We start from the raw sequence: 25,454 nt of genomic DNA, 5'->3' as shown, positions 1-25,454 counted from the left end.
ACGGCTCCTTAGCGTCCCAGATAGACTTCTATGACCTGCTCATTCGCCTGTACCTGGCGAAGTGACCCTTCCGCCAGCACGCGTCCCTGGTGCAGCACCGTCACGTGGTCGGCAATGGTTTCGACAAAGCCCATATCGTGCTCGACCACCATCAGGGAGTGTTTGCCCGCAAGGGTTCTGAACAGCTCAGCCGTATAGTCGGTCTCCGCGTCGGTCATTCCGGCTGCCGGTTCATCCAGCAACAGCAGATGCGGGTCCTGCACCAGCAGCATGCCAATCTCCAGAAACTGCTTTTGCCCGTGCGAAAGCAGCCCGGCGCGGCGATTGCGCTCGCCGCCAAGCCGTAGCAAGAGCAGCATCTCGTCAATACGGTCCCGCTGCTCGCCGTTGAGTCTGGCCCGCAGGCTCGCCCAGACGGATTTGTCGGTTTTCATCGCAATCTCGAGGTTTTCCCACACCGTGAGCGCTTCAAAGACCGTGGGCTTCTGGAACTTACGTCCGATGCCCTGGCGGGCAATCTCGGCGGGTTCGAGCGCCGTCAGGTCGATGGACTGATCGTACAGCGCTCTGCCGCTTTTAGGCCGCGTTTTGCCGGTAATCACGTCCATTAACGTCGTTTTTCCCGCACCGTTGGGGCCAATCACGCAGCGCAATTCACCCACGCCAATGTTCAGTGAGAGGTCCGTCAGCGCCTGAAAACCATCGAAATTCACGTTGATGGCTTCAAGCTGCAGTACCGGATCGGTCTGGTCGCGATAGCGATCCCCGGGTAACTGGCGGGTAAATAATCCTTCGGCTGGCTGCATTAGTGTTCTCCCTTACGAAACAGACCGTAGACACCGCGCGGTAAAAACAGCGTCACGGCGATGAAAATCAGCCCCAGAAACAGCTGCCAGTATTCCGGCAGGGCGACGGTAAAGACGCTCTTCGCACCGTTCACCAGCGCCGCGCCTATCACCGGGCCGACCAGCGTGCCGCGCCCCCCCAGCGCGACCCAGATGGCCGCTTCAATTGAGTTGGTTGGCGACATTTCACCCGGGTTGATAATGCCCACCTGCGGCACATACAGTGCACCGGCCAGACCGCAAAGTACGGCTGATAGTGTCCACACCAGCAACTTGAAACCGCGGGGATCGTACCCGCAAAACGTCAGGCGGTTTTCGGCGTCACGCACCGCGGTCAGAATGCGACCGAACTTACTTTTCGCCAGCGCGAAGCCTGTGCCCAGCGCTATCAGCAACAGCATCACGGTAGCCAGAAACAGCGCAATACGGGTGGTGGTCGCGGTAACGGAAAACCCGAGCAGCGTGGTAAAACCGGTAAATCCGTTATTCCCGCCAAAGCCGGTTTCATTGCGAAAGAACAGCAACATCCCCGCGTACGTCAGCGCCTGGGTCATGATCGAAAAATAGACCCCTTTGATTTTTGAGCGAAAGGCAAACCAGCCAAACACCAGCGCCAGCAGCCCCGGTACCATCACAATTAATACCAGTGCCCAGACAAAGTGCTGCGTCCCCCACCAGAACCACGGCAGTTCGCTCCAGGAGAGAAACGACATAAACGCGGGCAGCCCGTCACCCGCCGCCTGGCGCATCAGGTACATGCCCATCGCATAGCCGCCCAGCGCGAAGAAGATACCGTGCCCCAGGGAGAGCATTCCGGCATAGCCCCACACCAGATCGAGCGCCACGGCGACAATGGCATAGCAGAGGATCTTACCCGTGAGCGTGAGCATCCAGGTCGAGATCGCCAGCGGATGCGTCGCGGGCAGTAAGGCGAAAAACGGTAAAACCAGCAGGCAGGCCACGATCAGGCTACCGGCTATCTGCGTCGTGCGTGGCGCTTTGCGCGCCAGCGTTAAGGTAAGCGGCTGGCTCATCAGTCAGTAACTCTCCCTTTCAGTGCGAATAACCCCTGCGGACGTTTCTGAATAAACAGAATAATCGCCACCAGAATCAGGATTTTGCCCAATACCGCCCCCATTTGCGGTTCGAGAATTTTATTAAAGATCCCCAGCCCAAACGCCGCGGCCACGCTACCTGCCAGTTGACCCACCCCGCCAAGCACCACCACGAGGAACGAGTCGATGATGTAACCCTGGCCCAGTTCTGGCCCAACGTTGCCTAACTGCGATAACGCCACGCCCCCCAGACCCGCAATCCCCGAGCCAAGCCCAAAGGCCAGCATATCGACGCGACCTGTCGGTACCCCGCAGCAGGCTGCCATACTGCGATTTTGCGTCACTGCGCGCACGTTCAGTCCAAGACGGGTTTTGTTCAGAATGAGCCACGTGAAGAACAGCACCAGCAGCACAAAACCCAGTACCACAATGCGGTTCCACGGCAGCGTCAGATTGGCAAACACCTGCACGCCACCGGACAGCCATGCCGGGTTTGCCACCTCCAGGTTCTGGGCGCCAAACGTCATGCGTACCAGCTGAATAATCATCAGGCTGATACCCCATGTCGCCAGCAGCGTTTCCAGCGGTCGGCCATACAAATGACGAATAACGGTACGCTCGAGCACCATCCCGATGCTGGCGGTCACAATAAACGCCACCGGCAGCGCAACGATCGGGTAGAGCGCCAGCCACTGTGGGGCGAGCCCGGCCATCACCTGCTGAACCATCCAGGTGGCGTACGCGCCCAGCATCAGCATCTCCCCGTGGGCCATGTTAATCACCCCCAGCAGGCCGTAGGTAATTGCCAGCCCCAGCGCGGCGAGCAACAGTACCGACCCCAGCGAGAGCCCCATAAACGCCTGACCAAGCAGATCGCCCCACATCAGGCGATGCTCAATCAGTTTCAGACTTTCGGCAGCGGCAGCACGCACGCCAGCATCCGGCTCCGTTGCTGCCTGCGTATACGGCGTCAGCCGGGACTGAACGTCCGGATCGTCTGATTGCCCTAACAGCGCCACAGCGTTCAGGCGCACCGCAGCCTGCGGACTTGCCAGCTGGAGGTTCGCCAGCGCCAGCATCAGCGACTGACGGGCCACATCATCCGTTTCGCTGCTCACCCGTTTTTGCAGGAAATCAAGCATTTCAGGCTGTGCATCCCGCTGGAGTTGACGGGCTGCCGTACGCCTTTCCGTGACACTGTCACTCACGAGCTGATGGGTTGCCATTGCCGTCGCCACCAGATTGCGCAGCCGGTTGGTCAGACGCACGGCTTTGGTTTGGCCTGCTGCGGCTTTTGTTTCACCCAAGGGAACCATTGCCCCCTGGCGTTGTGCAAACGCATGTTTCTGGCTGTCGGTGTAGAGACTTTCACTCTGCAGCGCCTGGAGCAGCGGCAACCGTGCCGCCTCCGGCGCGGTTGCCCACTGTGTCAACAGTTCTGCCTGCTGGCTGCGACTGGCGGCCACGAATTGGTCGGCATCCGATGCCTGCACCATCCCTGGCAGCAGTCCGGTAAGCCACACAATAGCGATGATCGTGCGTATGGCGTTCATGACTTTTCTCCCTGCGGTGATAACTTAGTTGCTGGCGGTTTTCATCGGCTGATCGGGCTTTTTGTCATTACCGGCAATGAAGGGACTCCACGGCTGCGCGCGCACCGGCTGTTCCGTCTGCCAGACCACATTAAACTGGCCGTTACCTTCAATTTCGCCAATCATGACCGGCTTATGCAGATGGTGGTTGGTGGCATCCATGGTGAGCGTAAAGCCTGAAGGGGCCTTGAAGGACTGACCGGCCATTGCCGCCCGAACTTTATCGACATCGGTGGTACCTGCTTTTTCAACCGCCTGCGCCCACATGTGGATCCCGACGTAGGTGGCTTCCATCGGGTCGTTGGTGACCACGGTGTCGGCGTTCGGCAATTTGTGTGCCCTGGCATACGCTTTGTAATCCGCCACAAACGCCTGGTTGGTCGGGTTATCAACGGACTCAAAGTAGTTCCACGCCGCCAGGTTGCCCACCAGCGGTTTGGTGTCGATCCCGCGCAGCTCCTCTTCTCCCACGGAGAAGGCCACAACCGGAACATCGGTAGCTTTCAGACCCTGGTTAGCCAGCTCTTTATAGAACGGAACGTTGGAGTCGCCGTTGATGGTGGAAACCACCGCGGTTTTCCCTCCGGCAGAGAATTTTTTGATACTGGAAACGATTGTCTGGTAATCGCTGTGACCAAACGGGGTGTATACCTCTTCAATGTCTTTGTCTTCCACCCCTTTCGAATGCAGGAAAGCACGCAAGATTTTGTTCGTGGTGCGGGGATAAACGTAATCGGTGCCTAACAGGAAGAAGCGTTTCGCGCTGCCTCCGTCTTCACTCATCAGGTACTCCACCGCCGGGATCGCCTGCTGGTTTGGCGCGGCACCGGTATAGAAGACGTTAGGTGACATCTCTTCACCCTCATACTGCACCGGGTAGAACAGCAGTCCGTTCAGCTCCTCAAACACCGGCAGCACCGATTTACGTGACACCGACGTCCAGCAACCAAACACCACCGCCACTTTGTCCTGGCTCAACAGCTGGCGCGCTTTTTCGGCAAACAGCGGCCAGTTCGAGGCCGGGTCAACCACTACCGGTTCCAGCTTCTTACCCAGCACGCCCCCTTTGGCGTTAATCTCATCGATGGTCATCAGCGCAACATCTTTAAGCGGCGTTTCGGAAATCGCCATCGTGCCGGAAAGGGAATGCATGATCCCCACCTTGATGGTATCGGCCGCCTGAGCGCCAAAACTCATCCCCATAGCTACGACAGACGCGGACAATGCGAAGGCTTTTAATAAGGTACGACGGTGCATATTTTCACTCCTGAAAAAGAAAGCTGTGCAAAGGCGTCCGTTACGGCGTGGACGCAGAAAATAAAAACGTCAGCTTAGAGAGAGCAAAAAGGATGCCAGGATGGATAAAGCGCTATGACAGGAGAGGTAACGAAGGATGTAAAAAGAACGACTCAGAATGGTACAGCGCTGCACTTTTATAATGCAGCGCTGTGGCGGAAGGTTTACCAGACTTCGCTGGCGATCTGCGTCACCAGACGGACTTTGTCCCACTGCTGGGTTTCGCTCAGGCTGTTGCCCTCTTCGGTAGAGGCAAATCCGCACTGCGGGCTCAGGCAAATCTGCTCTTTAGCCACGTATTTCGCCGCCTCCTCCAGACGCGCCTTCACCCCTTCCGGGTTCTCCAGCTCGCCGTTTTTGGTGGTGATAAGGCCGAGCACCACCTGCTGCTTGCCCGGGCGAACAAAACGCAGTGGCGCAAAATCACCGCTCCGGTCATTGTCGTACTCAAGGAAAAAGGCATCCACGTTGACCGTCCCGAACAGCACTTCAGCCACCGGCTCATAGCCCCCTTCGGAAATCCAGGTTGAACGGAAGTTGCCGCGACAGACATGCAGCCCGATGGTGAGATCGTCAGGCTTGCCCTCGAGTGCCTTATTCAGAACGCGGGCATATATACGCGCCAGCTCGTCGGCATCGTCACCACGCTCGCGGATCTGACGACGTTGATCGTCCGAACAGAGATAGGCCCAGACGGTGTCATCCAGCTGCAGATAACGGCAGCCCGCGTCGTAAAACGCCCGGATCGCGTCCCGCCAGGTGGTCGCCAGATCGTCAAAATAGTCCTTCAGATCCGGGTAGACCGTTGCATCAATGTCTTTGCGTCCACCGCGGAAATGCAGCACGCTCGGGCTGGGAATGGTCATCTTCGGCTGAGCATTGCCGCTAATGCTTTTCAGGTAGCGGAAATCCTCCAGCATCGGGTGATCGCCAAAGCCCAGCTTGCCGGTCACGCGCACGCCGTGGGCTTTGGTCTGTACACCGTTGAACTGAATACCCTGCTGAGAATCGTAACGCTCAACACCCTGCAGACCGTCGAAGAAATCAAAGTGCCACCAGGCACGACGAAATTCACCGTCGGTCACCACATGCAAGCCACAGGCGCACTGCTGCTCGACAACATGGCGGATCGCCTCATCCTCAACCGCACGAAGCTGCCCGGCATCAATTTCGCCGCTGGCGAATTTCAGGCGAGCCTGTTTGATGGCATCCGGACGTAAAAAGCTGCCAACTACATCGGCGCGGTATGGGGCATGGTGTCGTTGCATGGAAATCTCCTCTATCTGCCGACAATAATTGCCTGCAGTGATAATTCATTATTTGAATCTTTAGACTTCTGGATGTCTAAATGTCCAAAAAAGATGTCATACCTGCCGCCAGCCGGCAAACGAGAAAATTTCACGGGTGTTGAAAAAAATTCATCTTCACAGTGCGGAGAGCGATTCCTGGCTCGCAAATTCAAACTTTTCATCTTCCCAGCCGGTGATCCCACCAAGCATAATTTTCACCGGCAGCCCCAGACGCGCCAGCTTCAGCGCGGCTCTGTCCGCACCGTTGCAGTGAGGCCCGGCGCAATAGACCACAAACAGCGTGCCGTCAGGCCACTGGGCCATGCGTTCGGCGGTGATCTGACGCCACGGCATATGTAGCGCACCGGGAACGTGACGGCGGGCGAACTGCTGCTGGCTCCCGACGACGTACAGCAGGACGAAATCCTGTTCGTGATTCGTGATGGCATGATTCACATCGGCGCAATCGGTCTCGACGCTCAGGCGGCGCAGAAAATGGGTTACGGCTTCCTGGGGTTCAGCAGCCGGAAATTCAGTAACATAACTCATGATCCTTCCTCATCTTTGGCGTTTGTGTTAACACTACTCTATCCACAAATTCAGCCCGTGAATGCGCTCGCTTATGCCAGAAAACAGCAAAAAGATGACAAACTTAAGACAGATTTCCCGCCCTCAGGTCATTGTGCTGGCGTATGACGGTTTGTGTACCTTTGAGTTTGGCGTGGCAGTGGAAATCTTTGGTCTGCCGCGTCCGGAGCTGGGAGACGAATGGTATCGTTTTGCCGTGGCGGGCGTAGACAGCGGTGAACTTCGGGCGACCGGCGGGATTCGCCTCATCACCGACGGCGATTTAACCCTGCTTGAGACGGCCGACCTGATCGTTGTGCCTGGCTGGCGAGGACTGGATTCACCGGTTCCGCCCGCGCTCTGCGCGGCATTACGTAAGGCCAATGCGCGGGGATGCCAGCTTTTGTCGATCTGTTCCGGCGTGTTTGTTCTTGCCGCTGCCGGGCTGCTGGCTGGGCGTAAAGCCACAACGCACTGGCGCTATATTGAGGCGCTTAAGGCCCGGTACCCGGCCATCGAGGTGGTTGAAGATGTACTTTATCAGGACGACGGCGACATCCTTACCTCGGCGGGCAGCGCGGCAGGCATTGATTTATGCCTGCACGTAGTCCGGCGGGATTATGGGATGGAAATCGCCAACACCGTAGCGCGTCGTCTGGTCATTCCCCCGCACCGGGATGGCTCACAGCCGCAGCAGCTAAGCCGCCCGGTGGCGCAACTGCGCGAAAGTCAACGTCTCGGTCAGCTGTTTGATTTTCTGCACACCCATCTTGCCGTATCGCACAGCGTTGATTCACTGGCGCGTCGGGTCGGCATGAGTCAACGCACCTTTCTGCGCCGCTTTCAGGATGCGACCGGCACCACGCCCGCGCGCTGGCTGCTCAATGAGCGCCTGCTGAGGGCAAAAGATTATCTGGAAAGCAGTCGTTTAAGTATCGACAGCATCGCGGAGCAGACCGGATTCGGTCAGGCATCGACCCTGCGTCACCATTTTCGGCAGCAGTTCGCCCTTTCACCGGCCCAGTATCGCAAACACTATTCGCGTCCTGCCCGCTAGTGGCCGGATTGCAGACAAAAAAAACCGCCATAATATGGCGGTAAATGCTTGCATGGATAGATTTGTATTTTGGTCTCTACGTCCCGACACTCCATGGCCGGGCAGCGGATCTCTTACAAACTAACATCCATAGTCTCAATGAAAGGTAAACAGCCTGATTAACCCGCTTTGGTATTGATTTGCAAATAACGCATCAGACCCTGCTCCGCGCTCTGTTTTGCATCATCATTGATGGCTTCCAGATAAAACGAACGCGACACACCATACGGTGCTTTTTCAGACGGATAAACCGCGAACTCGAATGTTTTACCTCTTGCCTGATTGGTGCAGCCTAATTGCCAGCGCTGGTCATCAATTTTGGTGCTATTACAGGCCACGCGTCCGTAATCGCTGGTTAAATATGACCCAACACGCGCTTTCGCGGACTGAATATATTCTGGTTCGTCATTACTAATAGAGTAAATACCTGCACCCGCCCCAACAGCAACCACCAGCAGCGCAAGCGCTATCATTTTTTTCATTTAACAAGACCCATTCCTTAGCCAGAGTTTAACCATTATATAGGATTTATCCTTAAAGCTAGTGGCTAATTACGTACCAGAATTGGCGGTTAACAAACTTGATGCTAATTTTAGGAAAAGTCTCATCACAGCTGTCGCCGCACAGAATTTGACACTCTCTTTGCGCTAATTTGAATTTTTGAATAATTTCCCGAAGAAATTATTGGCATGATAGTCCCGCGATGGCATTCAACGGTGAAATAATGATGAGAAAAGGGTTAACGCTGATATTGCTGGTGTGTGGGTTATTTTCAGGTCAGCTGATGGCAGGACATAAAGGCCATGAATATGTGTGGGTAAAGAATGTGGAACATCAGCTCCGCCATGAAGCGGATAGCGATGAATTACGCAGCGTTGCAGAAGAGTCAGCGGAAGGTTTGCGCGAACACCACCTGTGGCAGAAATCGCGCAAACCTGACACGCACTTTCGGTAATTAATTACCCTTACGCTTCGGCAGGGTTTTCATTAAATCGTCCGGGCTCACGGAGGCCACAACGCTACCCGGCGACGGCATTTTGAAAATATGATTTTTCATCTTGCCAATCACATGCATTTCGCACGGACGGCAGTCAAATTTCAGGGTCAGCACTTCGTCGCCATTCACCAGCTGCATCGGTGTGGCCTTCCAGCTTTTAATATTCCCTTTCGCCTGTTTCGGGCAGAGGTTGAAGGCGAAGCGGAGACAGTGCTTGGTGATCATCACCGGCACGTCGCCCTTCTCTTCATGCGCTTCATAGGCTGCGTCAATCAGCTGTACGCCGTGACGGTGATAGAATTCACGCGCTTTGTGGTTATAGACGTTCGCCAGGAAGGACAAGTGCGTGTCAGGGTAAACCGGCGCAGGAACGGTTTCGGCCTTGCGGCTGCCGCGTGGATAGTTAGCCAGGCGGGCGGCATCCAGCATTTCTGCCGTCTCGCGGCGGAACTGATTCAACAGGCTGTTCGGAACAAACAGGGCATCCGGCAGGTTAACGTCGATATGACGCGCGTAGTAAAGGGTCTGCCCCAGCTTCGCCACGCCATCCTTCAGGTTGTTAAGGACTTTTTCCGCGTTGTTTGCCACCTCGAACAGACCATCAAGCGTGTGCGTTACGCTGATACCGTCTTCACAGGTCATGGTCAGGATCAGCTGCTCTTCCCAGCCGCCCAGTTCAATGTCCACCGCGATACGGCGTTCGCTCGAGGTTTTCAGTAGCGCCTGCTGCCAGTTGTGGTCAAGATTACGGTTCAGTGCCGCGTTAGGGCGCGCTTTGTAGAGATCCGCAGGCATCTCGTTTGGCCATACGCGATAGCGATTTTCACCGGTTTTTTCCACCGTATTCGCACGGAAGCCCACCACTTCACGCTTGATCATCACGTTCAGGCCATCGCCGTTGGCCAGCGGCTCGGTCACTTCCACGTCGAGGTGATCTTTTGCCACTTTCAGCACTTCACCCACCGGTAAACCGATAAACTTCGGTGAATCAAACGCGCCGATATCCCCTTTACGGGCATTCACAAAGTAGTCAGTGCTGCCGCGGTGGAAAGTTTTGTCCGTTGACGGAATAAAGAAATGCTCGGTACGACCGGCCGACGCACGCGCCAGGTCACCGCGATCTTCAATGATGGCATCCAGCATCTGACGATAGTGAGCGGTGATGTTCTTCACGTAGCTCATGTCTTTATAACGCCCTTCAATCTTGAAGGAGCGCACGCCGGCGTCAATCAGCGCACCCAGGTTGGCGGTCTGATCGTTATCTTTCATCGAGAGCAGGTGTTTTTCGAACGCCACAACGCGGCCCTGATCGTCTTTCAGGGTATACGGCAGACGACAGGCCTGAGAGCAGTCGCCGCGGTTGGCGCTGCGCCCCGTCTGGGCGTGGGAAATATTGCACTGACCAGAATAGGCGACGCACAGCGCGCCGTGGATAAAGAATTCAATGGTTGCGTCGGTCGCCTGGTGAATATCGCGGATCTGGTTCAGGTTCAGCTCACGCGCCAGCACGATCTGGGAAAAACCCACGTCAGAAAGAAACTTCGCCTTCTCTACCGTGCGGATATCGCACTGGGTACTGGCGTGCAGTTCAATGGGGGGAATATCCAGCTCCAGCACGCCCATATCCTGCACAATCAGGGCATCGACGCCGGTCTGGTAGAGATCGGTAATTAAACGTTGCGCAGGCTCCAGCTCATCATCATGCAGAATGGTGTTCAGGGTCACGAACACTTTCGCCCCAAAGCGATGGGCGAACGGCACCAGTTCAGCAATATCGCTCAGGCTGTTGCTGGCGTTATGGCGGGCACCAAAGCCAGGTCCACCAATGTAGACGGCATCAGCACCATGAAGGATCGCTTCACGGGCGATGGTGGCGTCGCGGGCCGGGCTTAAAAGTTCGAGATGATGGGATTGCAGGCGCATACTTCGTCGTTATCCGTTATGGTCAAAATGGCGGCTATTGTAGTCAGAAGTATGCGGCAGCGAAACAGTTTTGCGTCGCTTCAGCGGGGATAATGGATCAGGGAGTGAAAATGCACCGGCCGGTCGCTGCTGTTGCGGTAGGCGTGCGGTTTATCCCCGGCAAAACGCACCCCCGAATCGGCAGTAATGGTCTGCCACTCGCCATCGATGTTCATCTCCAGTTCGCCGCTGATCACCACCACGTGTTCAATCACGCCCGCCTCGTGGGGCGTGGATTCGCTCAGGGCGCCGGCAGCGAGGGTTATCGAAAAGTGGTCAAACTTTAGCGTCTCATCCCACGGGAATAACGGTTTCACCACCATCGCCTGCTGTTCCGGGTCGAATACCGCCTGCCTGTCAGCTGCCGGCGTGATGAAGGCAGAAAAAGGGATGTTCAGCCCCGTGGCGATTTTCCACAACGTGGATACCGTCGGGCTGGATTCATTGCGCTCGATTTGCCCGAGCATGGCCTTTGAAACGCCGGTCTCTTCCGCCAGTCTGGCGAGGCTCCAGCCACGCGCCTGACGCTCGGTTTTCAGTATGTAAGCAAGATGTTGTGTGATGTCCATGTTCCCTCCTGATGCGACCGATCATACCACTTGTGCGCTATAACGCACAGTGTTACCTTAGGGCGGACGTTATAACGCACAACGGAGTTTTTATGCGCCCTTCATCCTCACTCTTTCCTGCCGTTCTCGCCGGTTTTGTCGCCGTTCTGGTGGGATATGCCAGTTCCGCCGCCATTATCTGGCAAGCCGCTGCCGCCGCAGGTGCAAACGCGCAGCAGATCGCCGGCTGGATGACGGCCCTGGGGATAGGTATGGGGGTCAGCACGCTGGCGCTTTCCTGGTGGTATAAAGCCCCAGTGCTTACCGCCTGGTCTACACCCGGCGCGGCGCTGTTAGCCACCAGCCTGCACGGGGTAACGCTTGCCGAGACCATCGGGATTTTCATCTTTGCCAATGCGCTCATTCTGCTGTGCGGCGTAACCGGGTTGTTTGCTCGCCTGATGAAGCTTATCCCGCATTCCCTTGCCGCCGCTATGCTCGCCGGGGTGCTGCTCAGGTTTGGACTGCAGGCGTTCAGCAATCTTGAGGGGCATTTTTTACTGTGCGGCAGCATGCTGGCGGCATGGCTGTTCGCCAAAGCGCTGGCACCCCGCTACGCCATTGTCGCCACGTTGCTGGTGGGCAGTATGGTGGCCTGGGCGGGAGGTGACGTTGTCACAAAAGAGTTAACCCTTTCCGTGGTGATGCCCACGTTTATCGCGCCAACCTTTACGTTAACCAGTCTGATAAGCATTGGCGTGCCCTTCTTCCTGGTCACCATGGCGTCCCAGAATGCGCCGGGCTTCGCCACGATGCAGGCTTCCGGCTATCCGCTGGCCGTATCACCGCTGATGATCGTCACCGGAGGGCTGGCACTGGTGTTATCCCCGTTCGGCGTCTTTTCCATCTGTATCGCCGCGATCACCGCTGCGATTTGCCAGAGCCCGGATGCGCACCCGGATGCCAGCAAACGCTGGCTTGCCGCCATGGCCGCAGGCGGGTTTTATCTGCTGGCGGGCATTTTTGGCGGATCCATTTCCGGGCTGATGGCCTCCCTTCCCCTGAGCTGGATCCAGATGCTCGCCGGCCTGGCGCTGCTGGGCACCATCAGCGGGAGCTTGTATCAGGCACTGAACAACGAAACGGAGCGCGACGCGGCAATAGTCACCTTTCTGATGACCGCCAGCGGCGTCACGATCCTGGGTATTGGCTCTGCGTTCTGGGGGCTGGTGCTGGGCGGCGTATGTTATACGGTCTTTTCACACCTTCGCCGCGCGTAGCTGCGAGGGCGTTATGCCCATCATGCTGCGAAAGCGGTTACTGAAATGGCTGGCGGAGTTAAACCCGCAGGCCAGCGCGATATCGGTGAGCGGTGTGGTTGTGTGCTGCACCAGCGCTTTGGCTTTCTCCATCCGACGCTGCATCACGTACTGATGCGGTGCCAGCCCCATGGACTGACGGAACATCCTGGCGAAATGATACTCGCTCAGCGCGGCCTGTTCGGCCAGTTCCGCCAGCGTCAGCGGCTGTGAAAGGTTCTCTTCGATAAACGCCAGCACGTTACGCAGCACAAACGGCGACAACCCGCCGGTCACCACCGGCAGTTTCCACTGCACGCTGGAGTAATGCTGTAACAGGTGGGTCATCAACAGCGTAGACGCGGTACTCAGGGTGAGCTGGTTAGCTTTTTGCTGCCAGTCGCAGCCGAGCAAAAACTGACGATAAAGCGCGGTAATTTTCGGGTCGCTGCCGAAGATCTTTTCATCCAGCGTCAGGGACAGCGGGCGCTTGTCCCAGATTTTTTCCCCGACATCACGCAGATGCTCATCGGTGCAGTAGAGATGGACAAAAGACAGGTCATCGCGAATATCCCACGTCGATTCACTCTCTTTTGGCATCAGACAGAAACGGTCCGGGCCGCCGCCGTTTTTCCAGCCGCCCGGCGTTTTTTGATAGCTCTCATAACCGTCCGCCACGTACAGGCTGAGGGTATGGTGATTACTTTTTACGGTTATCGTGTCGTGCTTGTTGTACCAGGCTGCCAGTTGAATACCGGAATTCAGTGCAACGGTTTCCCGCAGCACGGCGTTCTGCTGGCGTAGCGTTTCAAAGGTATCGTAAGCGCGAGACATAGCTATTAACGGGTGAGTAATCAGACTCTCAGTCTATGAAGTGTTGCGCCACGATGCCAGATCTGCAGCCACAAAAAAGCGCAAGAATATGCAAGTCCACCGCAAATCGGTGAAAGCAATGTCATGCCACTCGCGCCAGACTGCACTTTTCAGTATGTGAGAAGAGAGCAACAATGAACGCATTACTCTATGGACTGGTGGTGGTGATATGGGGAACAACCTGGATTGCCATTTTCCTGCAACAGGGACCAGTCGCAGCCCCGGTGTCAATTTTCTGGCGCTTTGCTGTGGCCTGCGCCACGATAATGATCGTCTTAATTGCCCTGCGCCGGCTTCGTAAGCTGGCCTTGCGGGACCATCTCTTTTGCATGCTGCAGGGATGCTGCGTTTTTTGCTTCAACTTCTGGTGTTTTTATACCGCCGCCGCGCACATCAATACCGGGCTGGAGTCGGTCATTTTCTCAATGGCCGTACTGTATAACGCTATCAACAGTTTTATTTTCTTCGGTCAGCGCCCACCCGCACGCTTCTGGACGGCGGCGGCCCTGGGACTTATCGGGATCATCACCCTCTTCTGGGACGACCTGCTGGCGAGTGGCTGGAGTGCCTCCCTGCTGACGGGGATTGGCCTTTCAGCACTGGGGACCTACGGGTTCTCGCTGGGCAATATGATCAGCATGCGCCACCAGCGAAAAGGGCTGGAGACCATGACCACCAACGCCTGGGCGATGTTTTACGGTACGGTCATTATGGGCTGCATTGCCCTGTTCCGGGGTGACAGTTTTATCCCCGAATGGACGGTGAGTTACATTGGTGCGCTGCTTTATCTCGCCATTTTTGGTTCGGTCATCGCTTTTGGCGCCTACTTCACGCTGGTGGGACGCATTGGCCCGGGCAAAGCGGCATACAGTACGCTGCTCTTCCCGCTGGTGGCGCTGTCCATCTCCACGGTCTATGAAGGTTACGTGTGGCATCTCAACGGCATCATTGGATTACTGATGATTCTGGGCGGGAATATGGTGATGTTTACGAAACCGGAAACCTGGTTCAGACGTTTGCGTATGGCATAAAAAAAAGGCCTGCATTGCTGCAGGCCGTTTTGATTATTTCGCGGTTTTCTTAACATCAAACATGGTGGCATCCGTCGCCATGTCATCCACAACCTGTTTTAACGTTGCGAAGCCCATTGGCGTGTTTTCGTTCGCCAGCTCTTTACCTTCGCCTTTACGCACGACCTTCATGACCGGCTTATTCGTCGCCGAATCAATCAGCTCGCCTTCGAAGAAGAGATGGGTATCCATGGTGCGGTGCCCCGTTGCCATCTGCGTACCTGCAACCACTAACGCGACGGGCACTACTTCATAGAACTGCAGACCTTCTTTCTGCGAACTCACACCGGTAATCGCGCCGCGGAAGATCAGGCTGTGTTTACCTGGCGTCGTAACAACAGGTTTACGCTGGCTGATTGCCGCTTTCATTTTGGTGTTGGTATAAGCCAGAAGCTCATCAAGCGTTTTTTGACCAATTTGGGTCGTTGGTTTTGGCGCTGGATAATAGGTGATTGGCGTCCATAAAATACTGTCGTAATTTGCCTCGTTATACGACGGGTCGACCCAACGCAGCGTCGGTTTACCCGTTGCGGACGTTGTTTGCTGCAATCCAGAATAATCTTTTAAAAAGCCTGAATATTGTTCGGGGGCGGCGACTTTAGACGAACAGCCCGCTAACGCCAACAGACCAGAAAGCACTGCAACTTTAAAAAAAGTGTGAGTACGCATGATGGTATTCCATGTTATCTGCAAGTATGCATTTGAAGTTATAGCAAAAGTCTGGCGGGTTTGTTGTGACAAAAAATGATGTAAGCAGCACAAATTGCGAAAAGATTGCCCGACTGAACGCCGGGCAGAGAAAAACTACTGATTAATATCAACCTGCCAGAACAAATGCTTGCCGAACGGATCGATTTCATAGCCCGTGACTTCCTTGCGCACCGGTTCAAAAATCGTCGAATGGGCAATCATTACTGCCGGCATCTGGTCATGCATCATCTGCTGGGCCTCTTTATACAGCGCCACGCGTTTATCATGATCGGTTATCGATTTCGCTTCAGCGATAATTTTATCAAATGGTTTGTAGCACCATTTGGCGGAATTAGATCCACCGTTAGCCGAAGTACAGGTAAATAACGGACCAAAGAAGTTATCCGGGTCGCCGGTTGCGGTGGTCCAGCCCATCAGCGCGGCCTGGTGTTCACCGCCCTTCACCCGCTTAAGATACTCGCCCCATTCATAGGTGACGATTTTGGTCTGGACGCCAACCTTCGCCCAGTCGGCCTGAATCATCTCCGCCATCCGTTTTGCGTTCGGATTGTAGGGACGCTGAACCGGCATCGCCCATAAATCGATGCTGATGCCGTTTGCAAAACCAGCCTCCTTCAACAACGCTTTCGCTTTTTCCGGATCGTAGTCGTAATCCTTCAGTTCGCTGTCGGCGCTCCAGACGCCGGGTGGCAGCAGGTTTTTCGCCGCCGTGCCGGTGCCGTGGAATACCGCATCAATAATGGCCGGCTTATTGATGGCCATTGCCAGCGCCTGGCGAACCTTCACGTTATCCAGCGGAGGTTTTTGCGTATTGAAGGCCAGAAAACCGGTATTCAGCCCGGCTTTACTCATCAGATTAATGTCTTTGTTAGCCTTCATGCGCGGCAGGTCCGCCGGGTTTGGAAACGGCATCACCTGACATTCGTTCTTCTCGATTTTGGCAAAACGCACCGAGGCATCGGGCGTGATGCTAAACACCAGTCGATCCAGCTTCGATTTGCCCTGCCAGTACTCCGGAAACGCAGTGAACAGGATGCGCGAATCTTTCTGGTACTGCGCCAGCTTAAACGGCCCGGTGCCAATCGGGTCCATATCCACCTTTTCCGGCGTGCCGGCTTTCAGCATCGCGTCGGCATACTCCGCCGACAGGATCGAGGCGAAATACCACGCCAGATCGGCGACAAACGGCGCTTCCGGATGGGCGAGCGTAAAGCGCACGGTGTGCTCATCGACTTTATCAATGGCCGTGATCAGGCTACCGAACTCAAGGCTCTCGAAGTTGGAATAGCTGCCGTTAGAGACGTTGTGATAGGGATGGTTTACATCCTTCTGGCGCATAAACGAGAAAATCACGTCGTCGGCGTTAAAGTCGCGCGTCGGCCTGAACAATTTATTACTCTGAAATTTCACCCCTTTACGCAGATGGAAGGTATAAACCTTGCCGTCCTCGCTCACCTCCCAGCGTTCCGCCAGGCTCGGGACCAGTTCCGTTGTACCCGCCCTGAAATCGACCAGCCGGTTATAGACCGGCACGGCACTGGCATCCACGCTGGTTCCCGACGTGTATAACTGAGGATTAAAGTTTTCCGGCGATCCTTCAGAGCAATACACCAGCGTTTTTGCCGCGACGGTGGAACTGACCGTGAGCGCAGCAAGTGCCAGCGTTAACATTGTGAGTTTGCTTTTCATCATTTATTCCTGTCTTTTTAATTCGACGGCTAATTAATTCTTTTGCCATTTCATAAATATCATTAAAGTGATGTAGCAAACACCTGAAAAATAAATACAGAAGGAATCACTATGGGCTCGGCACTCTCCAGACAATTAACGCACCGCTTCTTCCGCTATCTCGCCATCACCAGCCAGAGCGATCCCAGAGTGAACACCCTTCCCTCTACGCCGGGCCAGCACGACATGGCGCGTGAGCTGGCCCAGGAGCTGGCGCAGCTGGGTTTAGACGATATTGTGATTGATGAATATGCGACGGTTACTGCGGTTAAAAAAGGTAATGTAGCCGGGGCGCCACGCATCGGTTTTATTACCCATATTGATACCGTCGATGTCGGTTTATCACCGGATATTCATCCACAAATATTAAAATTTACGGGTGAAGACCTCTGTTTGAATAAAGAGAAATCAATCTGGTTACGCGTAAAAGAGCATCCGGAAATTCTGGCTTACCCGGGTGAAGAGATTATTTTCAGCGACGGGACCAGCGTATTAGGCGCAGATAATAAAGCCGCCGTCACCGTGGTCATGACGCTGCTGGAAAACCTGACGCCAGAACATCAGCATGGCGACATTGTGGTCGCGTTTGTGCCGGATGAGGAGATCGGCCTGTGTGGCGCGAAGGCGCTGGATCTAAACCGTTTTGACGTTGATTTTGCCTGGACCATCGACTGCTGTGAGCTGGGTGAGATTGTTTACGAGAACTTCAACGCCGCGGCGGCAGAAATTCGCTTTACCGGCGTAACGGCTCACCCCATGTCCGCCAAAGGCGTGCTGGTTAACCCACTGCTGATGGCGACAGACTTCATCAGCCATTTTGACCGCCAGCAAACCCCGGAATGCACCGAGGGGCGTGAAGGCTATATCTGGTTTAACGGCATTCAGGCGGGGCAAAACGAGGCCGTCTTAAAAGCGAATATCCGTGATTTCGATAAAGCACAGTTTGCCACCCGCAAGCAGCAGATTGCCGATGTCGCGGCGTTGATTGCCGGACAGCATCCTACGGCAAAGGTGGAGTATCGCATTGAAGATACCTACAGCAATATCAGCAATGCGATTGGTGAGGATCGTCGCGCTATCGACCTGATGTTTGAAGCCATGGAATCCCTTGGGATCACGCCCAAACCGACGCCAATGCGCGGCGGTACTGACGGCGCAGCGCTCTCGGCAAAAGGCCTGCTCACGCCAAACTTCTTCACCGGCGCGCATAACTTCCACTCGAAGTTTGAGTTTTTGCCGCTGTCGTCGTTCGAGGCCTCATACAACACAGCCCTGCAGCTCTGCCTGCTGGCCGCCCGTTAAGCGGGCTTGCGCGCCAGCAGCGTGGCAAAACGCAGTTTGATGCGGTTACCGTTCTCGTCGGTGCGGTGCAGTTCGCCCACCTCTTCGTTGTACTTGAGCAACGCCCAGCCCTCGTAGTAGTTGCTCAGTTCACCGCTTTTGAACACAAACGGGAAGCCGACGGTGCACGGGTAATCCGCCGTGTCCATCGCGGCAACAATCAGGTTATAACCGCCGGGTCTGGTGCAGCGCTGCATATTGCCGATCAGGCCCGGAATGGTTTTCGCGTCCAGGAACATCAGCACCACGGTAGAGAGAATAAAATCGTATTCGCCCTCAAAGCTCAGGTTGTTCAGATCTTTGATTGCCGTCTGCAGGTTTACGATGCCTTCTTCCGCTTTGATACGCTCAATATTATCGATACTCAGGGGATTTTTATCCCACGCGGTCACGTCGTAACCGTTGGCTGCCAGATAGAGGCTGTTACGCCCGTTACCACAGCCCAGATCCAGCGTTTTACCCGGTTTCACAATGCCCGCGCTGTACAGCACTTCTGAGTGCGTACGGGTTAAGCCATATTTCTCTGTGAAGTAATTTTCATCAACAGCCATTATTTTTCCTCAGATTGCATAAGCAGCGCTTTATCAGTGCGCACCAGAAGTTTGCCCTGTATCAGCAAGATAAACGTTCTTACCAGCAGCATCCCGATGATGACATTGGTAAAGATAAACAGTGGGACGGCAATGGCGTGGAAAAAGCCCGACGGACTGCTCTGCCCAAGATGAAGCCCCGTGGTGGCCAGGGCCGACACGCCAAACGAGAAGCTCCAGAACGAGGCGTTAAACGGCTGGGACAAATACCATGGCATCAGCCGTAACATAAACAGCAGTTGCAACAGGCCGTAGCCGAACAGCATTTTGGCAAATGTATCTGCCTCACCACCATTGACGCTAAACCAGGCGCTGCAGGCCACCAGCGCGGGGGCCAGCTGAATACCCAGCGAGGTTCGCAGCGCGGAAGGTAACTCCCCGGCGCTACGAAGTCGTTGCAAAATCACCGGCTCAAGGCTGAGCCAGGAAAAAACGCCCGCCCCGAGAAACACCAGCCCGGCATCGTTAAACCCCAGCGCGCCGCACGCCATGGCGCTGATAAAGTTGTTTGCCACCGTGGGCAGATATAACCCCGGCGTGGTGGCCTCTTGCGGATGGTTACCGCGCCATAATCCGGCGCTTTGCCAGGCAGCATAAGCCAGCTGTATCACCACCCCGACGCTAAATAACACCAGTGACACCGGACGCAGCCAGGGCACAAAACCGATGGCGACCAGCATCGTTGTGGCGGGAAAAAGGCTGACAAAACTGCTCATCACCGGGTGGCGCATCTCGGCCAGCACACTTCGCGGGAAACGGATCGCCCGGGCGATAAACGCCACCGTCAGCAAAAACCAAATCACAATCGCAAGGGCCACCAGGCTCTCACCCGGCCAGCGCGTTACGGGCCAGAGCGTGCTGGCGTATCGCCAGGCGAATCCCATCCCAATGATGCCAAGCACCATACCGAAGTAACCCGCGGGCAGGTTAAGCACTTGTTGAGCGTTGTTATTTTTATTCATTAATTTGAATTTTTAAAATGTATTTTAAATGCCATTTTAAGGGGTTTCCGCGACGGATGCCAGCACTACGAAACACCGAAAGTTTGCTACGTTTAGTGGAGACGCTTACCCGAGACTCCATGATGAAAAAGTACAGGCTCAGCGAGGACACCCGCCTCTGGCAATGGAAAAACGGCGAGACAACGCACTCGACGTCGTTACGACAGATTATTGCCACGGCGAATTTTAACGACATCGTGAGCGGCACGAAAGGCGGTTGGGTTGAAGATGAGAGCGCCCTCGCGCACGAAGGCGACTGCTGGATCTACGATGAAAACAGCGTCGTCTTTGCCGGTGCGACGGTGTCCGGCAACGCGCGCCTTACCCTGCCTTGCATCGTCAGTCATGACGCGCAGATTGGCGACAACTGCTGGCTGGACGGCGCGGAGGTCAGTCACGGCGCGCGCATAAGTGACAACGTCACGATACAGCAATCCTGTGTGCGCGGCGAATGCCATATTTTCGGCGAGGCGCGGGTGCTTCATAACAGCGTGGTGATTGCTGCCAAAGGGCTTACGCCGGACCATGAGCAGATCCTGAAAATTTATGACAAGGCGACGGTAAGCCAGTCACGCATTGTGCATCAGGCGCAAATCTACGGCGAGGCAATGGTTAATTATGCCTTCGTTGAACACCGGGCGGAAGTTTTCGACAGCGCCATCCTCGAAGGCAACGATCTCAATAACGTCTGGGTATGTGACTGCGCAAAAGTGTACGGTAACGCCCGCGTCATTGCCGGTTTTGACGACGATGCCATCCCTACCGTCCGCTACAGCTCTCAGGTGGCTGAAAACGCGGTGGTGGAAGGAAATTGTGTCATTAAACACCACGTCCTGATTGGCGGTCAGGCCTGGTTGCGCGGCGGCCCTATCCTGCTTGACGATAAGGTCGTGATCCAGGGGCGGGCGCGTATCAGCGGCGATGTGCTTATTGAGCATCGGGTTGAAATCACCGACGATGCGGTGATTGAGGCTTTTGCCGGTGAGAACATCCACCTGCGCGGCGAAAAGGTGATTAACGGCGACCAGCGCATCACCCGTACGCCTCTGTTGGGGGCGTTATAGCGGGTAAATTTTGCCGTAGAGATTCACATCGTCATAACGGCCATTCAGAAACTCTGCTTCCCGCAGGCACCCCTCCAGCGTAAAACCGTTGCGCAGGGCAACGTTGTTGCTGTGTTTATTCGCCACCCGACACTTAATGACAAAACGGCGGATCTCGCCTCGCTCGACGTAATAGCGCATAAATGCCTGCAGCGCCTGCGACAGAATGCCCTGTCCCTGATGCGCCTCGTCCAGCCAGTAACCGATGTATCCGGCTTTGTTGGCGGGTTCAATCGCATTAAACGACAGCACGCCGACCATGTCCTCATCCTTGAAAATCAGAAACATTTTGGCGTAGCCGCGCTGGTGCAGCATCTGATTACTCAGCACATTACGACGGGTGTCATCTTCGGTGCCCACATGCTGCGCCCAGTCAAAGGCGGTTTGCAGCCAGGCTTTGTTTCTGATGACCATGTTGTGCAGATCGGCGGTATAGCGCTCTTCGACGGCGCGAAGCTCGAGATGGTCAGTCACCGGGATTATTTCAGATTCAGTGGCGGTCATGGTCCCTTCCCGTCACCCTCTCCCCGCCGGGGAGAGGGAATAAATGGTCAACGCATGATGCGATCGTCAACGTAGTTACGTTTGTCCGGCGCAGGCGGGAAATACTGATACAGCCAGGTCTCACTGATCGCATCCCCCTGACAGCGCAGGAACAGGCGCATATCCACCGGTTCGGTTGAATCCGAGGTAGGATACCAGTCGAACAGAATGCGATAGCCGTCAAACGGCTCAACGTAGAGGATCTCAACCTGCTTCGCTTCACCGCTGGAGAGGGTAATGACCGGCTCAATGCCTTTTGGCGCGGCAGCTTTCAGATCGCCCCCGACGAAGTCGATAGCAAAGCGACGGGCCCACACTTTCGGGTAGTTTTCGCCCGGCGCCCAGCCTTCCGGGAACCCACCCATACCGGTGCGGGTCGCGAAGACATTCGCCAGTGGGGAACGGACCGGCGGCATGGCGCTCCAGTAAAGACGGTATTTAAAGTCCAGCTCATCGCCCGCTTTCACCGGTTTTTCTGGCTGCCAGAAGCAGACCACGTTATCCAGTGTTTCACCCGTTGTCGGGATCTCCATCAGGCCAACCGCACCTTTACCCCAGTCGTTACGCGGCTCCACCCAGAGGCCTGGGCGTTTGTTATACCAGCCCATGACGTCCTGATAATGCGAGAAATCGCGATCGAGCTGAAGCAAGCCGAACCCTTTCGGGTTTTTGTCCACAAACGCATTAAACTGCAGCTTCTGCGGGTTGTTCAGCGGACGGCAAATCCACTCCCCGTTACCGCGCCACATGGCGAGACGGTCGGAGTCATGAATTTGCGGGTGGATGGTATCGCACATGCGGCGTTCGTTTGTACCGCAGCTGAACATACTGGTCATCGGCGCAATGCCGAGCTGTTTAATGTCTTTACGCGCATAGAGATGGTTTTCCACCTCCATGATCACCTGGCTCTTCTCGCAGTGGATCACGAACTTATACGCACCGGTGATGCTTGGGCTGTCCAGCAGCGTATAGACGGTAAAGGTAGTGTCGCCCGGTTTGACGGTTTCAAACCAGAACGCGGTGAAGTCAGGGAACTCTTCCGGCGTGTCGGTAAAGGTATCCACCGCCAGACCCCGCGCGGAAAGACCATACTGATAGGTATCATCAACCGCACGGAAATAGCTCGCCCCCAGGAATGAGACGATATCGCGACGCGCCAGTTCCGGTGCCTTGAAGGCGCGGAAACCGGCAAACCCAAGATCGCTTTGCCCTTCCAGCTGCTTCGTATCAACACCGGTTTCACCGTAGCTGAACAGCTCAGGACGGAAGTGGATTTCGCGCGCCTGTGACGTTGACTGATCCAGCGAGAACATGCGCACGCGGCGACGGAAACCCATGCCCATATGGAAGAACTGCACATCCAGCTGACGGCCTTCAATGTTATTCCACAGTGACTGTTTTTCATCGTAACGGATGGCGTTATAGGCCTGCGGCGTCATGGTCGCCAGCGTGTCCGGTAACGGTCGCGGTGCTCCGCCCCACGGGGTTTTCGCCAGGTCATGGGCCATGGATTGCAGTACGGAGAAGTCAAAACGACGGCTCTGACCGTCAGCGATGTCAGAGTCAGCAGCGTAAGCCGCTTTGGAAAACAGGGAAGCAAGGCCAGTTGTGCCGCTCAGGGCTGCCATTGCCAGCGAGCCTTTTAGAAAACGTCTGCGATTCATGCCTGGAAAAACGTCCTTATGGTCGTGTGAATGTGTTTCGCACTCGGCGAAATGACGGCAAGAAAGAACGCACAGCCTAAACAAAAATGGTTAAGAATCCAATTGTTGGGCGGCGATTATCTGTACAAAGTGCGAAATATTTTCTGTCGACCAGAACGACCCGAAAAAGGTGTAAAGAAAGGTATAAAGACGTGTATAAAAATGCCCCGGCTGGACATCGTCAGTCGGGGCAAATGAGGCGGTTATTTTACGCTGACATCGATACCTGGGAAGTACTTATCAGCGAGTTTAGCGATCGTGCCATCGGCACGCACTTTATCAATTGCGGCATCAAGTTGCTTTTTGGTGGCCTCGTCCCCTTTACGCAACCCAAAGCCGATCCCACTGCCGAGGATAGTGTCGTCCGACACCGGTTTGCCGATAAAGCCAAACCCTTTCCCCTGCGGCTTGCTGAGGAAACCTGCCTGCCCGGCCGCGGACATAACCAGCGAGGCGTCGATACGGCCATTCAGCAGATCGCCCCAGGCCATATTCTGATCTTTATAAGACACCACGGTGACACCCTGCTTTTCCCAGTGCTCTTTCGCGTAGGTTTCCTGAATGGAGCCCTGCAGGACACCGATGGTTTTGCCCTTAAGCCCCGCGGGCGTTGCCTCTACCGCGGTACCGGCCTTGCCAACGAGCTGCGACGGGATGCGGTAAATCGGCTGGGTAAAATCAATACTTTTACGTCGCTGTTCGGTGATGTTCATCGCCGAGTTAATGGCATCAAATTTCTTCGCCACCAGGCCCGGTATTAACGCATCAAAAGAGGTTTCAACCCAGGTGCATTTCAGCGCTGCGGCTTTGCAGATGGCATTGCCCAGCTCAACGTCAAACCCTTCCAGTTCGCCGGCAGCATTTCGGCTTTCAAACGGCGGATATTCCGCCTCCAGCCCGTACCGCAGTTCGGTAGCCGCGAATGACGAAAACGTACACAGCAATCCCATGCCGACAACTAACGCGCGTAATTTCATCTCCAACTCCTTAGCGTGGTTTAACCCGACACAGGGCCTGGGCACCTGCCCGTAACGTCGCCTCATCTTTCGCAAAAGAGAGACGAATCAATTTATTATCCGTACCATCCGCATAAAACGCCGACAGCGGAATGGTGGCCACTCCATACTCAACGATCAGCCGTTTCACCAGTTCACTGTCGCGCTCATCGCTAAACTGGCTGTAGTCGGCCAGCAGGAAAAACGAACCGGCGCTCGGCAAGAGTCTGAACGGTGATGCTTCCAGCAAACTTTGCAGCAGATCGCGTTTGCGCTGATAAAACGCCGCCAGCGACAGCCAGGTTTGCGGGTCAATCATGTGCTCTGCAAACGCATGCTGCATTGGCGTATCGGCAGAAAACATCAGAAATTGATGGACTTTACAAATCTCATCCATCAGTACCGCCGGAGCAACACAGTAACCCACGCGCCAGCCGGTCACGTGATAGGTTTTTCCGAAGGAAGAGATAATGACGCTCCGCTCCGCCAGCTGCGGATGTGTCGCCATACCGTGGTGCGGTTCACCATCAAAGACGACGTGTTCGTACACTTCGTCAGACAAAATAATGATATCGGTATTGCGGGTCACCGCCACCAGCTGCTGAAGGTCCTCTGCCGAGAAGACCTGCCCGCTCGGGTTGTGCGGGGTATTGATGATAATCATGCGTGTACGCGGGGTGATCGCCGCACGGACTTCATCCCAGTTGACGGCAAAATCCGGCACCGTCAGTTTAATGGCAACCGGCGTGGCCCCCTGCAGGCGAACAATCGGGGCGTAACTGTCAAACGACGGTTCAAAGTAGATCACTTCGTCGCCCGGGTGCACCAGCCCGCTGATCGCCGAATAGAGTCCTTCACTGGCACTGGCGGTGACCAGCACTTCGCTGGCCGGGTCATAGTGCGTGCCGTAGAGGGTGGCAATTTTATCCGCAATACGCTCTTTAAGCGGCTGCAGGCCGGTCATTGCCGCGTACTGGTTGTGCCCTGCCTCCATCGCCCGGGTCACCCCGGCGACCAGTTTGGGATCGCAGGAAAAATTGGGTGCACCCTGAGAAAGATTAATGGCGTTATGCCGGGCGGAGAGCTGGCCGATAACGGTAAAAATCGTGGTTCCCACATCGGGTAATTTGGAACGGGTGTGCACCGGAGTGTGTAACGTCATCCTCTTTCCTTTCTCATGATGAATGCATAACTATTCAAACAACAAGTCAGTTGTCGGGACAATCGAATTGTTGTCATAATAGCCATGAG

Annotated in this window: 24 protein-coding genes; 6 read left to right on the top strand and 18 right to left on the bottom strand. The window is 55.3% G+C overall.

Annotated elements, in window-relative coordinates; all coding sequences use genetic code 11:
• Positions 1-8: 8 nt before the first annotated feature.
• From urtD to QRN24_RS04205, 6 genes are all read right to left on the bottom strand, one after another.
• Positions 9-806, bottom strand: a complete 798-nt coding sequence (gene urtD, locus QRN24_RS04230; RefSeq protein ID WP_014170037.1) for an urea ABC transporter ATP-binding protein UrtD — start codon at positions 804-806, stop codon at positions 9-11.
• Positions 806-1,879, bottom strand: a complete 1,074-nt coding sequence (gene urtC, locus QRN24_RS04225) for an urea ABC transporter permease subunit UrtC (protein ID WP_047744640.1) — start codon at positions 1,877-1,879, stop codon at positions 806-808. Before urtC ends, urtD begins: the two co-directional genes overlap by 1 nt.
• Positions 1,879-3,453, bottom strand: coding sequence for an urea ABC transporter permease subunit UrtB (urtB, locus tag QRN24_RS04220; protein WP_196087814.1), 1,575 nt, complete (start codon positions 3,451-3,453; stop codon positions 1,879-1,881). The genes urtC and urtB overlap by 1 nt, the downstream gene beginning before the upstream one ends.
• A gap of 24 nt (positions 3,454-3,477) precedes the next feature.
• On the bottom strand, positions 3,478-4,749 hold the full coding sequence (gene urtA, locus QRN24_RS04215) for an urea ABC transporter substrate-binding protein (protein ID WP_020884166.1): 1,272 nt from the start codon (positions 4,747-4,749) through the stop codon (positions 3,478-3,480).
• A 203-nt stretch (positions 4,750-4,952) separates the two neighbouring features.
• A complete protein-coding gene (locus tag QRN24_RS04210) occupies positions 4,953-6,056 on the bottom strand; it encodes a cobalamin-independent methionine synthase II family protein (RefSeq protein WP_047356507.1) in 1,104 nt (367 codons plus the stop codon).
• A gap of 156 nt (positions 6,057-6,212) precedes the next feature.
• Positions 6,213-6,626 (bottom strand): rhodanese-like domain-containing protein, encoded by a 414-nt coding sequence (locus QRN24_RS04205; protein WP_284942384.1) that lies wholly within the window; start codon positions 6,624-6,626, stop codon positions 6,213-6,215.
• Positions 6,627-6,699: 73 nt separating this feature from the next.
• Here QRN24_RS04205 and ftrA point away from each other — a divergent pair, with 73 nt between their 5' ends.
• Complete coding sequence (gene ftrA / locus QRN24_RS04200; RefSeq protein ID WP_134179030.1) at positions 6,700-7,701, top strand: transcriptional regulator FtrA; 1,002 nt, start codon at positions 6,700-6,702, stop codon at positions 7,699-7,701.
• A 158-nt stretch (positions 7,702-7,859) separates the two neighbouring features.
• Here the strand turns inward: ftrA and QRN24_RS04195 are convergent, their stop codons facing one another.
• A complete protein-coding gene (locus QRN24_RS04195; protein WP_020884170.1) occupies positions 7,860-8,222 on the bottom strand; it encodes a hypothetical protein in 363 nt (120 codons plus the stop codon).
• Between the two features lie 242 nt (positions 8,223-8,464).
• Here QRN24_RS04195 and QRN24_RS04190 point away from each other — a divergent pair, with 242 nt between their 5' ends.
• Complete coding sequence (locus QRN24_RS04190) at positions 8,465-8,695, top strand: DUF2554 family protein (RefSeq protein ID WP_025204219.1); 231 nt, start codon at positions 8,465-8,467, stop codon at positions 8,693-8,695.
• Here the strand turns inward: QRN24_RS04190 and QRN24_RS04185 are convergent, their stop codons facing one another.
• Positions 8,696-10,660: a peptidase U32 family protein gene (locus tag QRN24_RS04185; protein WP_284942383.1), complete on the bottom strand. Its 1,965-nt coding sequence runs from the start codon at positions 10,658-10,660 to the stop codon at positions 8,696-8,698.
• A gap of 80 nt (positions 10,661-10,740) precedes the next feature.
• Positions 10,741-11,268, bottom strand: coding sequence for a helix-turn-helix domain-containing protein (locus QRN24_RS04180; protein WP_185791222.1), 528 nt, complete (start codon positions 11,266-11,268; stop codon positions 10,741-10,743).
• A 92-nt stretch (positions 11,269-11,360) separates the two neighbouring features.
• On the opposite strand from QRN24_RS04180, the gene QRN24_RS04175 reads away from it, so the two are divergent.
• The gene (locus QRN24_RS04175; RefSeq protein ID WP_078774035.1) at positions 11,361-12,527 is read left to right on the top strand and encodes a benzoate/H(+) symporter BenE family transporter; all 1,167 of its coding nucleotides are present in this window, start codon (positions 11,361-11,363) and stop codon (positions 12,525-12,527) included.
• On the opposite strand, the gene QRN24_RS04170 is transcribed toward QRN24_RS04175, so the two are convergent.
• Complete coding sequence (locus QRN24_RS04170; protein ID WP_032681026.1) at positions 12,507-13,379, bottom strand: helix-turn-helix domain-containing protein; 873 nt, start codon at positions 13,377-13,379, stop codon at positions 12,507-12,509. The two genes, QRN24_RS04175 and QRN24_RS04170, sit on opposite strands and share 21 nt — an antisense overlap.
• Before the next feature lie 173 nt (positions 13,380-13,552).
• Here QRN24_RS04170 and QRN24_RS04165 point away from each other — a divergent pair, with 173 nt between their 5' ends.
• Positions 13,553-14,449: a DMT family transporter gene (locus tag QRN24_RS04165; protein WP_284942382.1), complete on the top strand. Its 897-nt coding sequence runs from the start codon at positions 13,553-13,555 to the stop codon at positions 14,447-14,449.
• 33 nt (positions 14,450-14,482) lie between these two features.
• Here the strand turns inward: QRN24_RS04165 and QRN24_RS04160 are convergent, their stop codons facing one another.
• Together QRN24_RS04160 and QRN24_RS04155 are read right to left on the bottom strand one after the other, a co-directional pair.
• Entirely contained in the window at positions 14,483-15,157 is a 675-nt protein-coding gene (locus QRN24_RS04160) for a DUF3313 domain-containing protein (RefSeq protein ID WP_020884175.1), read from the bottom strand.
• A 135-nt stretch (positions 15,158-15,292) separates the two neighbouring features.
• Positions 15,293-16,888, bottom strand: coding sequence for an ABC transporter substrate-binding protein (locus QRN24_RS04155; RefSeq protein ID WP_284942381.1), 1,596 nt, complete (start codon positions 16,886-16,888; stop codon positions 15,293-15,295).
• A gap of 111 nt (positions 16,889-16,999) precedes the next feature.
• On the opposite strand from QRN24_RS04155, the gene pepT reads away from it, so the two are divergent.
• Positions 17,000-18,229 carry a peptidase T gene (gene pepT, locus QRN24_RS04150; protein ID WP_284942380.1) on the top strand — a complete coding sequence of 410 codons (1,230 nt, stop codon included), beginning with the start codon at positions 17,000-17,002 and terminating at the stop codon, positions 18,227-18,229.
• On the opposite strand, the gene tehB is transcribed toward pepT, so the two are convergent.
• Positions 18,226-18,819 carry a tellurite resistance methyltransferase TehB gene (gene tehB, locus QRN24_RS04145; protein ID WP_284942379.1) on the bottom strand — a complete coding sequence of 198 codons (594 nt, stop codon included), beginning with the start codon at positions 18,817-18,819 and terminating at the stop codon, positions 18,226-18,228. The two genes, pepT and tehB, sit on opposite strands and share 4 nt — an antisense overlap.
• Positions 18,819-19,820: a dicarboxylate transporter/tellurite-resistance protein TehA gene (gene tehA / locus QRN24_RS04140; protein WP_044867108.1), complete on the bottom strand. Its 1,002-nt coding sequence runs from the start codon at positions 19,818-19,820 to the stop codon at positions 18,819-18,821. Before tehA ends, tehB begins: the two co-directional genes overlap by 1 nt.
• A gap of 122 nt (positions 19,821-19,942) precedes the next feature.
• Between tehA and ydcK the strand changes: the two genes are divergently transcribed.
• Positions 19,943-20,923, top strand: coding sequence for a YdcK family protein (gene ydcK, locus QRN24_RS04135; protein ID WP_047366223.1), 981 nt, complete (start codon positions 19,943-19,945; stop codon positions 20,921-20,923).
• On the opposite strand, the gene rimL is transcribed toward ydcK, so the two are convergent.
• The 4 genes from rimL to QRN24_RS04115 form a co-directional block, all read right to left on the bottom strand.
• Positions 20,918-21,466, bottom strand: coding sequence for a 50S ribosomal protein L7/L12-serine acetyltransferase (gene rimL / locus QRN24_RS04130; protein ID WP_284942378.1), 549 nt, complete (start codon positions 21,464-21,466; stop codon positions 20,918-20,920). The two genes, ydcK and rimL, sit on opposite strands and share 6 nt — an antisense overlap.
• A 47-nt stretch (positions 21,467-21,513) precedes the next feature.
• Positions 21,514-23,169 (bottom strand): glucan biosynthesis protein D, encoded by a 1,656-nt coding sequence (locus QRN24_RS04125; protein WP_025204228.1) that lies wholly within the window; start codon positions 23,167-23,169, stop codon positions 21,514-21,516.
• 242 nt (positions 23,170-23,411) lie between these two features.
• Positions 23,412-24,185, bottom strand: coding sequence for a transporter substrate-binding domain-containing protein (locus QRN24_RS04120; protein ID WP_025204230.1), 774 nt, complete (start codon positions 24,183-24,185; stop codon positions 23,412-23,414).
• A gap of 10 nt (positions 24,186-24,195) precedes the next feature.
• Positions 24,196-25,365: a pyridoxal phosphate-dependent aminotransferase gene (locus QRN24_RS04115; protein ID WP_014170012.1), complete on the bottom strand. Its 1,170-nt coding sequence runs from the start codon at positions 25,363-25,365 to the stop codon at positions 24,196-24,198.
• Positions 25,366-25,454: the final 89 nt, after the last annotated feature.

The sequence above is a fragment of the Enterobacter sp. MEB024 genome (assembly GCF_030209635.1).
GTDB classification, from domain to species: domain Bacteria; phylum Pseudomonadota; class Gammaproteobacteria; order Enterobacterales; family Enterobacteriaceae; genus Enterobacter; species Enterobacter ludwigii.
This window is presented reverse-complemented; position numbering and strand designations above follow the sequence as displayed.